Below are 14,153 nucleotides of genomic sequence, written 5' to 3' on the forward strand. Positions count from 1 at the left end.
AGAAAAGTAGCTGCGATATTTAAGTTTGACTTAAGTGGAGTAGGTAGAGGCATTTTAAGTATGCCTAAGAAAGTCTACTTGTGGACTCTTCAGAAATCCCCGCGTCTTCAGACCGAGGAAGCTTAAAAGTTCGTAGTCAGGACTTTAGTCCTTATTTTTTAAGCACTAAAGTGCTTACTACAAACCTTCAAAACTAGCTTGACAAAGTATTAAGTACGTTGGTGCGAAAAAATTCAAGTATGTTACGAAACGTAAATAAGCTTAAAACCCTTACTAATGACAAATGACGAATGACAAATGACAGCCTTAGCCAGTTAACTTTAATTGCGCCAAGCTACTTAGTGGCAGTGTGATCGTCTTCTGGTGGAGGCGTTTCTCCTGATAAATTACCTTCTTTAGATGTAGATTCCGGATCTTTTGTCATTCCATGCTGCTCTTGCCCTCTAAGTCCAAGATATGTTGCAGAACTGATTCCTTGTAGTGTCAGAAGTGTATCATCAAATTCCGGCATTGCGAGATTGTTAATCACTTCCCAAACAAAGAATAGTCCGATGGCAACTGTCCAAATAAATGTTTGGAACCGATGAAAGTTTACTCCATTAATATCCGATAATATATCCGTGAAAAACCCTTCAGAAATGCTTTGACTACCTTTTCTTTCTTTCTCAGTACCACGCCCATCGATTAAGGAACTACCAAATGCAGTGACAGAGTTAATTCCTAATAAAATAAGCGATTGTCCAGTGAGAATATTGGTATAATCTCCTGTGATGCCGTAGATAATCAGGTAAGCAGAAAAAATTAGAAATGTCCAGAAAGCAAGTTGAGTTATCGATAGGCTGAACGGATTTTTATACTCTTCTTTTGAACCCAGAAAAAACTTACCAATTCCCCAACGTTGTTTCTTTCGAGGCATAAACTCTTTTGTAATCAACTTTTCCTCACCATTGATTACTTCTTTTTTAGAGTAAATTCCTTCGATTCCAGGACTACGTAGACTGTCTCGACCATACCTAATAAATATCAACACAAGAGCTATAACAAGAAGAAGACACAGCCAAAATCGCCACGAAAACAGAACTATTTTTAATTGAGGAGGTGACAGAGGATCGCTCACCAAAATAGCAACTTTGCCAGGACAGCCGACTCCAACGATCGCATTAATACTGGATTTGATTGTTCCACCAAGCAGGGAATTCCATGCAGTTTCAGATACACCACTACGTTCAAGCTGAAAGGCTAACCAATCATTATTAAGAGTTGTCTTTTGATCTTCACCCTGCTCCATGACGCTAACTGGTTCTCCGTGGAGATTCTCTAGCTGATAGCCATTCAGGTACAACACTAATTGGCGAGGATCAAATGAATTGCCTTTAGGCGTTGCACTTGTGGCTGCTGCTGACAATCCTTTAACTCTTACCCTGATGCGATCGCCCATCTTAACTTCGTTCCCAACATGATCAGCAATGACTTGTTCAGTTCTCAGAGCCGAAGGAACTGAACAAGTTGGAGAGGATGCAAAATTTACAGAAGGGACATTTGAACTATTTTGAGCGATCGCAACAAAGTTGATAGAAACAACCAGAGAAAACACCAACAGAAAAATAGCAGTAAATATTTTAGCATTTCTATACATTGCTCGGAATTCCACCAACAGTGATTACTATGTCGGTAGTGTAACCATACTTGAGTCATTCCGTATAGTGAACTACCCCAACCTAAGACGGACGTAGCTCTCCCAATTCATCGGGAATAGCCAAGAGAACTCCATAGTTGAATACGCTTGGGTTAAGGCTAAAACTCTGTTACAAACACCCTCTTACGCAAAATCATGAAAAAACGAATCGCATTCGCGATATAATATTATTTTATCTGCAATATTCAATAATAAAATATACAGATGATAGTAAGAGAAGCCAAACTACTAAAGGGATCTAAGGAACAATACCAAGCTATTGATGATGCAATTCGCACTGCCCAGTTTATTAGAAATAAAGCGGTTCGCTATTGGATGGATAATCAAGGGGTTGGTAAAGCTGACTTATATAAACTGTGCTCATATTTAGCAGCCGAATTTGACTTTGCTTTCAAGTTAAACTCTGCTGCGCGTCAAGCCAGTGCCGAAAGAGCTTGGGCTGCTATTTCTAGTTTTTATAAGCGTTGCAAAAAGCAGGAGAAAAATAAAGGTTATCCGAAATTTAAAAAACATTGTCGTTCTGTAGAGTACAAAGTTTCGGGATGGAAACTATCAGATGATTGCATGATCATCAATTTCACTGATGGTTTTCAAATTGGAACATTGTCTTTATTCTGCAACAAAGAAACGCGCGTTGACCTTCATAGACTTAAGATTAACCGTGTACGAGTAGTCAGAAGAGCAGATGGGTATCATGCTCAATTCTGTTTTGATGCTGACCGTAAAGAAGTTGGGGAATTCACTGGTAACGTTGTTGGATTGGACTTGGGGTTAAAATATTTTACCAAAGACCAAAATGATAATGCTGTAATTTATCCCCAATTTCTGAGAAAGTCAGAACGGAGACTTAAAAAAGCTCAGAAGCGGTTGAGTAAGAAGTTTGTTAAAGGTAAAAAACCTCAGTCAATCAATTATCACCGAAGCCGGAAACGACTAGGTAGAGTTCATCTAAAAATCCAAAGGCAGCGTAAAGATTGGGCTATAAAGCAAGCCCGATGCGTGGTTCACTCTAACGATGTGATTGTCTATGAGGATTTGAAGATTGGGAACATGGTCAAAAATCACCATTTGGCTAAGTCGATTTCTGACGCTAGTTGGTATCAGTTCACTCAATGGCTAGACTACTACGGAAAAATCTGGGATAAAGCAGTTGTCGCGGTGTCGCCTAACTACACATCTCAGGACTGTAGCCATTGTGGACATAGAATAAAAAAGTCACTTAGCATCCGAACTCATTCATGTTCTAACTGTGGGATAGAAATTTGTAGAGATAGAAATGCTGCGATTAATATCCTCAAAAAGGGAATGAAAATGTTAGGGATGGAGTGGCAAAACAGTACTTCTGGGCAAGAAGAATCTGCCTCGTAAGAGGGAAAGCATGGGGAGAAGACCACCAGTACTATTGATGGGAAACTTGATATAGCAAGCGGATTTCTGTGAACCATGAATTAGAATCCCTGTACCTTCAGGTCAGGGAGTATGTCAAAATTCGCTTATTGACTCAAAAAGTATTTCTCGACCTATGACGAATCAAGCTCCTATACCGGTTATTGTCAACGGTGCTGCTGGCAAAATGGGCCGTGAGGTGGTTAAGGCAGTGGCCCAAGCGCCTGACTTAAACTTAGTGGGTGCAATTGACCACAGTTTGGAATATCAAGATCAAGATGCTGGAGAATTAGCGGGTTTAAGCGAACCTCTAGAAGTGCCAATTACCAATCAATTAGAACCGATGTTGGGGTATGTGGCTGGCGACAGACAGTCTCCTCCAGGAGTGATTGTAGACTTTACCCATCCTGATTCAGTTTATGACAATATTCGCAGTGCGATCGCTTACGGTATTCGTCCTGTAGTCGGCACTACTGGTTTAAGTCTAGAACAAATTCAAGACTTGGCAGACTTTGCCGATAAAGCTAGCACTGGTTGTTTAATTATTCCCAACTTCTCCATTGGTATGGTGCTATTGCAACAAGCTGCGATCGTCGCCTCCCAATATTTTGACCATGTGGAAATTATCGAACTGCATCATAACCAAAAAGCTGATGCACCCAGTGGTACTGCCATTCAAACAGCGCAGTTATTAGGAGAATTGGGTAAAACTTTTAACTCTGCTGTTGTAGAAGAAACCGAGAAATTACCAGGAGCGAGGGGGAGTGTAGCACAGGAAGGGATTAGAATTCATAGCGTCCGCTTGCCGGGATTGATTGCCCATCAGGAAGTTATTTTTGGCGCAGCAGGACAGATTTATACTTTACGACATGATACGAGCGATCGCGCTTGTTATATGCCAGGAGTGCTATTAGCGATTCGCAAAGTCTTAGCGCTAAAGTCGTTAGTATATGGATTAGAAAAAATACTTTAAACTTTAAACACACTATCCAGTATCCATCACTCAGCACTCATGTTAGTACCACTGACTCGCCAGAAATTTGAACAAGTTGTCCCCTTAATTGCCACTGGTTTACAGTACAAGTACTACTGGGGTAAGTTCTCAAATTTTTTGCAACGGCTGTTAATTTCTGTAGTTGCAGTAGTTGTTATTTTGCTTGTAACATTCGTTTTCAAGCTTGAGTTTGCTTCAATAGTATTTGTGCTAGGGGTAATTAGCGCTTTTTTTTGGCTGTGGTATCCAGTGTTTCAAGCAAGTATGCGGAATTTGCAATGTCGCCGTTATAAGTACGGCGGCTTTTTCCGTGGTCGAGTTCTAGATTGGTGGATTACAGACCAGTTGATGGGTAAAACCGAAACAGTCAACAGCAAAGGCGAATTAGTGATTATAGAAAACCGAGAAAAACAGATAAACTTAGAGCTAGGTGATGAAACAGGATTTACCATTGAGTTTGTAGCACCATTACGTCCTGCTCACAAAGTTATTACTCGCGGTCAAATTGCAGAAATGGTAGTGATGTCAAATCGCCCAGATTTGAGCAGTATTGAACAATTTAGCGATATATACTTTCCCAATCGTGACCTGTGGATCAGTGATTACCCGTATCTGCGACGTGATTTCTTTAACGAAGTTGGTCAGCGCTTAGGTAGAGACCAACAACAAAAACCGCGTCGGCGGCGTCGAGTAGAAGAGCTAGATTAAATCGTCAAATTCTTATCTAAAGTTACTCATAGTTGGTCACAGTCAGGCGCCAGTTGCTTCTTCCTTGGCGCTAGGGCGTGTTTTCAAACTCGAAGATCCCCGCTAACCCCCCTTAGAGGATGTTTGAAAAGTCCTCTTGTTGGTAGCAAAACGTTTTAGATCCCCCTAAATCCCCCGATAAATTAGGGGACTTTAATTCCGGTTCCCCCCTTTTTAAGGGGGGCTAGGGGGGATCTAAAAGTGTCTAAAGTCACAGTCAAATACTTTTCAAACATCCTCTTAAAAAGGCAGGGTGGTTTCATACAAGCAGAGAAAAACTAAAACTGGGTTTCAAAGCCTCTCCCCCCGTGGGGGAGAGGAATGGAAGTGAGGGGAAAAACCTGGACACAAAACGAGAAATCAAGACTTAATCATTACGAATTACGAATTACGAATTACGAAGGGGAGCATCCTACTTTGATAAGTTTCTCTTTCAACTTATAGGTCACTGGCTCACAAACAAAACCTCCTGACTTAGGCTGTACATAAATTTCCATAGGTGGATTTTGTTTATTTAACTGTGATTTCCAATCGCCAGCTATTTTTTTCAAAATGGGATGCTTGCTTATAAACTCCGAGTTTGCAACAATATCGTTGGGCCCGTTAACACTTGCATTAGAACTATTGGCATATATATTATAGTCATAAATAATGTTTGTACTTTTCCATTTAACGGTAACATTTTTGTCAGGATAAGCATACATAATATTATTTAAAATTTTCACGTCAGATGACGCATTAGCAAATATTTGCCCACCTGTAATTTCTCGACTTTGATTATTTAAAAACGCTGTATTATTTACAATATCAACACGTTCACTTAAATATGTATGAATGCCTGAACCACCATTATTAAATGTCAGATTGTTTTTAACTAAAGTACGTCCTTTATATACACCCCACGGCGATTTGATCTGAGTACTTCTTGAATCATCGATAATAATGCCATTCCCATCCGTAATAGTTCCAGTCTTAATCCAGGGAATGTATTGCCGATTATTATAGACCTTGTTGTTCCTTGCGAACATTTTATATCCCTGGTAGCTATCAGAGTTCCAATTATGCAAAAACGAAATGCCACTGCAAGCGTAGACAGAGTACCAGCCATTATTGAATATTACATTATTATCTATCGTCACATAGTCTGATTCCATTGCTCCAATGCCTCCTCCCCCACAATCGTGTACATTGTTGTTGACAATGCGTATATGGTGAGTATGACCCTTTCTTCGCCCATCAACACTAATGCAGTTTCCATTTGTCAGGGGGTTGAGTTTCTTAGTCTTCTGACTCATAGCATAATCAAGGGTTACATTGGCATTGTTTCCTATTACCTCAAGCCCATTTACCTCAATATATGACGCTCCATCTCGAATCAAAACTCCATTCCATCCATTAGACTTAAGTTTTGGGAAATGTCCCGGATATGCTTTATATTTAATCCACGCATTTGCATTTCCAGAGCGAGTAATCAATAAGACATCTCCATTCGGTCTTGCATTCGTATATACTCCATTCATAATCAGTACGGTATCCCCAGGCTTCGTCAGATTTGCCGCCTTTTGAATAGTCCTAAAAGGGGATGAGGAAGAAACTCCACTATTTTTGTCCTTTCCACTACCACTAACATAGTATGTTTTCGGAGTCGCTTTAGTGCTGATGACCTTGCTACTGGATAGGATGATTTCCTGATTATCAGTGGATACCTGACGGACGTTTTTCATTAAAGATACTTTTATCCTTTCTCCCTCAGTCAAAAGACTTAATACCACGGGGATTGCAAGATATGCGCTTAAATTGAAACCTGGAATTACCACAAGAAAAGGCTCCTTAATCGGCACTACTTAACAAAAATATCAGGATATTCAGTAATTTTGAATACTCTTTTGGATACAGAATACAATAGAGCCGACTTTCCTAAGTAAGTCGGCAAGAATAAATCAAACTATGTTACGAAACGTAAATACACCTGAAACCCTTATAAATGACGAAGGACAAGTGACAAATGACAGCCTTAGCCAGTTAGCTTTATTTGCGCCGCTCTACTTAACTCCCCCGATTACCATCTTGTCCATAGGCTTGCCAAGCCAAGTCTACCAATCCATCAACGATCGCAGCTGCTACAACTGCATTACCCTTGCGACTGTCAATTGTAATATGAGGCACTAGAGAGTCTTGTAAGCGCTCCTTAGCTTCATCAACATTTACAAATCTCGCTGGAGTCGCAATTATTAAAGCAGGTCTAATTTCCTCAGCTTCAATTAAATCCACCAGTGCTGTCAGTGCTGTTTGCGCTTGACCCACCACAAAAATGCCCTCTGGATAACGCTTTGCAAAAGTTTCTATTCCCCATGCGGCGCGAGTTTTTTCTTTTTGGGGGCGTGTTAGAGCTTCCATGCTGCAATACATCGGATTAGCAAAAGTGTTTTGAATGTCGTAAGCAATACCTACTTGTACCATCGGCACATCTACCACAATCGTGGTACGCGCGGCTAATGCTGCTGCTCCAGCTTGCAAGGCACGCTCAGAAAAGCGAATCAAAGACTTATACTCAAAGTCAGCCGTAGCGTAGATTACCCGACGCACAATCTCATACTCTGCGGGTGAAAAGACATGATCACCAATTTCACTATCAATGATTGCTAAACTTTGAGCATCAGTTACGTGCCATTCCATTTTTGTTGAGCTTCTCAAATATTAGCTTTCAGCTTATCAGCTTCAGAGAGTTAGGAGTTAGGAGTTAGAAGTTAGGAGTTTGGAGTTTTTAACGTGTCGCCCAAGTCCCCACCTTCAATGTACTCATCTCTGTGGGGATAGGGAGCGGGGGTTGAGGATTACATCTGGAATTGATTTAAAACTCAAGTAAAAACAAATTCTGGATGGATGACGAATCCCCAGAATTTTCTGGTAAAATATTTGCCATCTTGACCACCAATGCCATAAGCGAAAACCTTTTCTTATAGGTATGTGTCGCATCGCCTTTGGCGTCTCCCCTTGGGAGAAGAGAAAGATTTGGGTCTTGGGAACCAGGACTCCTGCCCTTGGAGGGAATGTAAGACCAAAAAAACTACGGAGTAATTGATGGCTATTGCCGATGAATTGGGAAGCTCCGTCCGTCTTACGGCGGAGTAGTTCACTTAACTAACGCGATGTGCAACTTATTCTTAAAACCTCACTTCCATTCCTCTCTCCGACACGAAGAGAGGCTTTGATTCTTGCTCCCCTTCCCTTGTAGGGAAGGGGCTGGGGGTTAGGTTTGAGAGTAAAGTTGCACACGGCGTTTAACTCATAACTCAGCAAGAAGTTTGAGTGGCGACTTGGGCCACTCAAATCTTCGGTAGTCATAACTCATTACTGGAAGAAGACCGACTGAAAACAGGAGATAGGTAGGCAACCAAGACGCCAATGAGAAACCCTGAGATATTGCGAGTTAGAGGTACCCAGTCGCTTGTGCGTGTCACCACTGGCCCAATACCAAAGGCAATAAACAAGATTCCCCACAAAGGTGAAAAAATTAAAGCCCATTGCCAAGCAAAAACTTGTCCTTTCTGGCGGGGTTGAGCTGCAAATCCACAAATCACTCCACCAATAACTGAGGTAATCAAGGTGAGAATCCACTGCTCTCGTGGCAGTCCGGGGACAACATTGCAACCACCCTTGAGTAAACAGCCCTTAACTGATTCTAAGGCTTGGAGAATGGCTTGGTCTTCGCCTTGTTCGCGGACAAAATACAAATTACCAAAGCGGGTTTGCAGTTCTATCCAAAAATTCCGGGGTAAAAGTTCATAAACAGCATCGCCGATACTAAAACTGAGGATGTTACCGCCACGAGAATCGGCAACTAGTAGAATGCTTTTGTCATCCAAACCCCAATATTTGATCACTGCGCGACCTGGAGTGCGGTCATACTGGGTCAATACTCGCAGTTTCCAGCCCGTATCGGCTTCAAACTGCTCTAAATCTTTGACAAGCTTTTCTTCTTGCAGCACAGGCAGAGATTTAGCTAAGTCTACAACTGGAGTAAAGGTGTCAGGGAGTAACTCAGGATTGTCATAAGCCAGTGCTGGGGGAGAATGCATCACCCAAATTGACCCAGCCAGCAAAAATACTGCAATAGATACCAGAATTCGTCGCCAAAAACAAGATTGCATGGACGTTTTTATACAAATATCAACGGTAGAAGTGAACAAGTTGTTTTAAAAGAGTACTGGAAAAGTGATAGTTCTTTACACTTGTTTACTTTACTCTAATCTAGGGGATCAAAGCAAAGCGTTTTTGGGGAGTGGGTGATGAGGGGGATGAGGGGGATGAGGGGGATGAGGGGGATGAGGGTGATGAGGGGGATGAGGGAGAAATAACTCATGCCCAATATTTCGACTTCGAGGTTCCTGAAGGTAGTCGAACGCGAGTGCGTCCCGCTCTTAAGGGCAGTACAAGTGCCTAATGCTTTTTTTATTCTTGATCATCGAAATTGGTTTCCCAGCTAGCAGGGTCGTTGTAGTCGTCATTAGCACGATACACTTCTGCTTTGATCCGGCGATTTTCTTGCCTTAGCACTTCTCGTTCTCGCAACGTTAGTGGTGGCTTTTCATTGCTTGGGGTGCGATCGCTGATTCGCCTTGGGGGTTTTTGGCGTGTGAAGTTTCTCCAAGCAGCTTTCACGCCAACAAAAATGGTACGTGTACCTACTTGCAGATTTTGAGCCTGTTTTCTTGCACTATCAAGGCTTTGGTCAACTTGTTTGACGACTTGACTAGCACTTTTTACACCTTCACTGACATCATCAGTTAAGTCAGTGATTTCTAAGCCAGTGACGCGGATCGCTTCCAGAGTGGGCGGTAACTCCCGTGAGAGGGTATCAAATAGCTTTTCTGCACTGCGAGCAGCGCGTGCTAACTCCTGCAAAGCCGGTATGGCCGCCACTAAAACCGCAGTCAAGCTTGTGGCGACTAAAAGTAAGGAAAGTCCCAACCAAAACAGGGGGTCAATCACGGTTGTGTCATTTATGAGCGTTCTAATTGTTGGGTAAGGGTATCTGGGTCATCAACAGATGTTTGTCGCTTCAAGACTTGGCTTTCTCGCTGACTGGCATCTGCACCTGCTGCGATCGCTTCCCGTAATCTATCTAAAGTCTCATCCCAATTTCGTAGTGCGCTAGCAGACAGACGATCTGCCTGAATTTGCACACTTGTGGATAAATCTTCTGCCAATTCTGGGATAGCATTGGCAGATTTTTTCAAAATTTTACGCGTTTCGCGCCCTGTGCGTGGAGCCACAAGCAAACCGGTCAAAGCACCGATGGTAGCTCCCAGCATCAAACCGCCAATAAATACTCCAGAACGGTTATTAGACATTTTGTTGTTTCTCTCCTTACACCCATTTTAGGTGCGTTTTCTCCCCTTGCAATACTCAACCGATTTTATCCAGTTAATCTATCGTGACAAAATATCAGCCATAATTGTTGCTTTTATTCATTAATATCAAAAGTATTAATTACTTAGCGCCCTGTGCAACTTTCTTTCAAATCTAACCCCCAACGCCTTCCCTACCTTCGCGCACCCTGCCGTTCACGAAGCGTCTCGAAGAGAGGGGGAGCAAGACTTAAAGCCTCTCTTGGCTTGCCTAACGGCACGCTGATGCCAATACTGAGAGGTTTGGAGAGGGCTTTCAAGCCCTTTTTTTATGAGAGTAGTTGGGAAGCAACTCAGGGGGTAAAAATCTAATTTGGGGTAAAACTGGGGTAATGTAAAAAAGTATTGGTGTTTACAAGCAGATGTGTTGAACAAAAATTAGGTTGTGTGATCAAAGTAGATTTTATCCCACGATCACGAGGGTCTTCTAAATAAGCATTGGTTTTTATAATTGCGATTGGACACACGGGTGTAGATACATTAAACGGATTTTGCGCTGCTCAATACCATATATTGTCAAGTTAGGCGCTTAAGTACATTGGTGCGAAAAAACTCAAGTATGTTACGAAACTTAAAACCCTTACTAATGACAAATGACGAATGACAAATGACAGCCTTAGCCAGTTAACTTTAATTGCGCCGACCTACTTATATCTTGCAATAGATAACTTTTACCCTCACGACTGGAGAGCAAATTCTTGGGAATAGAACTACGCAGTTTTGTATTTCTCGACAACCTGCAACCTCAACATGCAGCATATATGGGAACAGTAGCCCAAGGCTTCTTACCATTACCAGGAGATACATCACTGTGGATTGAAATCTCTCCTGGTATAGAAATTAATAAGATTACGGATATAGCCCTGAAATCTGCCTCTGTCCGTCCGGGAGTGCAGGTAGTTGAACGACTATACGGACTATTGGAAGTTCATTCTAGCTCCCAAGGGGAAACGCGAGCTGCTGGTCAAGCTATTTTGGCGGCACTGGGAGTCAAAAGAGAGGAATGTCTCAAACCGCGTGTTATTTCTAGTCAGATTATCCGCAACATCGACGCTTATCAAACCCAACTGATTAATCGCACGCGCCGGGGACAGCTATTACTAGCAGGACAAACACTATATGTATTAGAAGTGGAGCCTGCTGCTTACGCCGCACTCGCTGCCAATGAAGCGGAGAAAGCGGCGAGGATTAATATTCTTGAAGTTCAAGCTGTAGGTAGCTTTGGACGGCTTTACTTAGGTGGGCAAGAACAGGATATTCTCGCAGGTGCGGCGGGAGCATTAACGGCCATTGAAAGTGTTGCTGGTCGGGTAAATCCTCTGGGTGGGCGTCAGGAGTAAAGGAGAGAAAATGGCAAATCGAGAGCATCTAGCTTTACTCAAAGCAGGTGCAGTTAGATGGATTGAGTGGAGAAACAAAAACCCCCAGATTGAGCCAGACCTCGGCGCCGCCAATCTGCAAGGCGATAACCTCAGAGGCGCAAACCTCCAGGGGGTAAACTTGAGAAGGGTAAATTTGAGTAATGCTTTACTCGTGCGAGCAAACCTCAGTGGTGCTGACCTCAGTAGTGCCAACCTCTACAAAGCTTTCCTCATTGAAGCTAACCTGAGCGCGGCTAACTTCAGTGTTGCTAACTTGAGTGGTGCTATACTTACCCAGGCAGATTTAAGTCATGCCAATTTGATTGGAGCTGATTTGAGTCAGGTGGATCTGAGAGGGGCTGCGATCGCGGATGCTAATCTGATTGGCACTGACTTAAGAGGCGCTAACTTGAGAGACGCCGATTTGGGTGCAGCGAAGCTGATGCGGACTAATCTCTCTTTTGCCAACCTCATTGAGGCTAACTTGATTGCGGCTGACCTTAGCGAAGCAAGTTTGTACGAGGCGGAAGTATTGGGGGCTTATCTTTATAAAACTGACTTATACAAAGCCAATCTGAACAAGGCTCACCTCACTGGTGCTTACCTACTGCGGGCTAACCTCAGTGAAGCTGACTTAAGTCAAACTGATTTAAGTTGGACTAACCTTAGAAGCGCGAATTTGGCAGGAGCGAATCTCAGACGAGCTAACCTCAGAGGAGCCGACCTTAGAGGAGCTAACCTCAGTGGTGTAAACCTTCATGAGGCAATTATGCCTGACGGTTCAAAGCACGATTAGTTAACAGTAAAAAGTAATTGACATCTAAACCTCATCTAAGTTGAGAACCGTAGTTTTCGCCCTCACCCTAAATCCCTCTCCCAGATCTGTCCGAGGGACTTTGAAATTCTAGCTCCCCGAATCCCAGATATGGGAGAAGGGGTTGGGGGATGAAGGCAAATCCTTTTCAAAAGAGTTGAACTACAGGAATTTTTTTGGCATCACCAACAAGATTTAGCAACAAAATCATCTGATTATTTTATAAAGAGAATAATGAATAACACTAAATCCTCCAACCAAGTTAAACCCAGATTGGTCGCTAACTTTGGTCTACAACTGTGCTTTTTTATAGCGAAAACACTGTTACTTACAATAGTTGTATTAAATCATGGCATTACTGAAGTAAATGCTGCACCTAAAAGCCTGCGTCCTGATATTAAGATTCGCAAGATTGTCAATACATCATCAGTCTCTTCTTCTGTTCGGATTGCAAAAGCTCCACGAAACAATACCCTCTATTACCTCAAACGAAATGGTGATATTTATCAAGTCAACTTAGGCTTATCTACTAGGACACTTGTGTACAATTCTAGTAATCATAATCTACGCGAAGCTCAAGGTATGGCCATTGGCCCTGATGGTACAATTTATGTAGTTGGCAATGCAGACCTTGCAAATAAACAGACCAAAGGAATTATTGTTAAAGGCGTAATTAATTCGGGTACAGGACAGCGTATCTGGTCTATCTTAGCTAAAAGTGCAGGCTATCCCAAAAGCAAGACAGCCTATGACCATCGCTTTAATGGCGTGGTTGTTAGTCCGGATGGTAACTTTATCTATGTAAATAGCGGTTCTCGTACGGATCATGGTGAAGTTCAGTCTGCTAATGGTCTATATCCCAATACTCGCGAAGTCGGATTAACCGCCTGTATACTCCGGCTTCCTACTAATGGCAAAAATCTCTTTCTTCCAAACAATCGAGCAATCTTAAAGACATCTGGCTATATTTTTGCAGAAGGAATACGCAATACTTTTGATATGGCTTTTGCACCAAATGGGGATTTATTTGGCACAGAAAATGGCCCCGATCGCGATATGTCAGAAGAATTAAATTGGCTACGTCTCGGTGGTAATTACGGCTTTCCCTGGCGTATTGGTGGGACAGACAATCCACAACAATTTCCCAATTATGATCCTGCCAATGACCCACTGTTAGACCCTAGATTTAACGCTGTCCAAAACGGCTACTATCGTAATGATCCAACCTTTCCTGTTCGACCTCGAAATTTGATTGAACCAATTCCTAATTTTGGCCCGGACGCAGACAGTTACCGCGATCCTCTAGATGGTAAAGTCAAAGACGCTAGTGATCTTGGGCAAAGTTTGAGCAGTTTTACAGCGCACCGTTCCCCTTTAGGCTTAGTTTTTGATACAGGAGGAGTAATGAGTCCAGAATTCAACAGAGATGGATTCGTATTAAGTTGGTCATCAGGCGACCCCACTGGTGAAACACTAATAGGCCCTTTTAAAGATCCCAGCCAAGACCTAGTGCATTTAAATTTAACTAAAGTAGGAACTACCAACTATAAATTTAACGCTACGCGGATTGTCAAAGGTTTTAATAATCCCATTGATGCTGAGATTATCGGCAATAAGATTTATGTTCTGGAATACAGTGGAAATCAAGGAATTTGGGAAGTCACTATGCCCACTAAGTAAATCAAGATCGTAAACAATGGGAACCAAAATCTGGGTAACCGTTCACAGGATTTCAAAAGTTCCG

General features: G+C 42.4%; 13 protein-coding genes. 7 read left to right on the forward strand and 6 right to left on the reverse strand.

What is annotated here, in order from left to right; genetic code table 11:
• Positions 1-334: 334 nt before the first annotated feature.
• Complete coding sequence (locus LC605_RS14475) at positions 335-1,636, reverse strand: hypothetical protein (RefSeq protein WP_229548222.1); 1,302 nt, start codon at positions 1,634-1,636, stop codon at positions 335-337.
• A 264-nt stretch (positions 1,637-1,900) separates the two neighbouring features.
• Here LC605_RS14475 and LC605_RS14480 point away from each other — a divergent pair, with 264 nt between their 5' ends.
• The 3 genes from LC605_RS14480 (at position 1,901) to LC605_RS14490 (ending at position 4,784) form a co-directional block, all read left to right on the forward strand.
• Complete coding sequence (locus tag LC605_RS14480; RefSeq protein WP_229548223.1) at positions 1,901-3,064, forward strand: transposase; 1,164 nt, start codon at positions 1,901-1,903, stop codon at positions 3,062-3,064.
• Positions 3,065-3,218: 154 nt separating this feature from the next.
• On the forward strand, positions 3,219-4,055 hold the full coding sequence (gene dapB / locus LC605_RS14485; RefSeq protein ID WP_229548224.1) for a 4-hydroxy-tetrahydrodipicolinate reductase: 837 nt from the start codon (positions 3,219-3,221) through the stop codon (positions 4,053-4,055).
• 39 nt (positions 4,056-4,094) lie between these two features.
• Positions 4,095-4,784, forward strand: a complete 690-nt coding sequence (locus LC605_RS14490; RefSeq protein WP_229548225.1) for a phosphate ABC transporter permease — start codon at positions 4,095-4,097, stop codon at positions 4,782-4,784.
• Between the two features lie 434 nt (positions 4,785-5,218).
• On the opposite strand, the gene LC605_RS14495 is transcribed toward LC605_RS14490, so the two are convergent.
• The 3 genes from LC605_RS14495 to LC605_RS14505 form a co-directional block, all read right to left on the reverse strand.
• Entirely contained in the window at positions 5,219-6,640 is a 1,422-nt protein-coding gene (locus LC605_RS14495) for a right-handed parallel beta-helix repeat-containing protein (protein ID WP_229548226.1), read from the reverse strand.
• Between the two features lie 229 nt (positions 6,641-6,869).
• Entirely contained in the window at positions 6,870-7,499 is a 630-nt protein-coding gene (locus tag LC605_RS14500) for a precorrin-8X methylmutase (RefSeq protein WP_229548227.1), read from the reverse strand.
• A 665-nt stretch (positions 7,500-8,164) separates the two neighbouring features.
• A complete protein-coding gene (locus LC605_RS14505) occupies positions 8,165-8,974 on the reverse strand; it encodes a TPM domain-containing protein (protein ID WP_229548228.1) in 810 nt (269 codons plus the stop codon).
• Between the two features lie 131 nt (positions 8,975-9,105).
• On the opposite strand from LC605_RS14505, the gene LC605_RS14510 reads away from it, so the two are divergent.
• Positions 9,106-9,267: a hypothetical protein gene (locus LC605_RS14510; protein ID WP_229548229.1), complete on the forward strand. Its 162-nt coding sequence runs from the start codon at positions 9,106-9,108 to the stop codon at positions 9,265-9,267.
• An 8-nt stretch (positions 9,268-9,275) separates the two neighbouring features.
• On the opposite strand, the gene LC605_RS14515 is transcribed toward LC605_RS14510, so the two are convergent.
• Positions 9,276-9,815, reverse strand: coding sequence for a DUF948 domain-containing protein (locus LC605_RS14515; protein ID WP_229548230.1), 540 nt, complete (start codon positions 9,813-9,815; stop codon positions 9,276-9,278).
• Between the two features lie 11 nt (positions 9,816-9,826).
• Positions 9,827-10,177, reverse strand: a complete 351-nt coding sequence (locus LC605_RS14520; protein ID WP_229548231.1) for a YtxH domain-containing protein — start codon at positions 10,175-10,177, stop codon at positions 9,827-9,829.
• A 755-nt stretch (positions 10,178-10,932) separates the two neighbouring features.
• On the opposite strand from LC605_RS14520, the gene LC605_RS14525 reads away from it, so the two are divergent.
• The 3 genes from LC605_RS14525 (at position 10,933) to LC605_RS14535 (ending at position 14,089) form a co-directional block, all read left to right on the forward strand.
• The gene (locus LC605_RS14525) at positions 10,933-11,574 is read left to right on the forward strand and encodes a hypothetical protein (protein WP_229548232.1); all 642 of its coding nucleotides are present in this window, start codon (positions 10,933-10,935) and stop codon (positions 11,572-11,574) included.
• 10 nt (positions 11,575-11,584) lie between these two features.
• A complete protein-coding gene (locus tag LC605_RS14530) occupies positions 11,585-12,391 on the forward strand; it encodes a pentapeptide repeat-containing protein (RefSeq protein ID WP_229548233.1) in 807 nt (268 codons plus the stop codon).
• Between the two features lie 252 nt (positions 12,392-12,643).
• On the forward strand, positions 12,644-14,089 hold the full coding sequence (locus LC605_RS14535) for a sorbosone dehydrogenase family protein (protein WP_229548234.1): 1,446 nt from the start codon (positions 12,644-12,646) through the stop codon (positions 14,087-14,089).
• The last annotated feature ends 64 nt before the right edge of the window (positions 14,090-14,153 follow it).

Source organism: Nostoc sp. CHAB 5836 (genome assembly GCF_020829445.1).
GTDB lineage: Bacteria > Cyanobacteriota > Cyanobacteriia > Cyanobacteriales > Nostocaceae > Nostoc.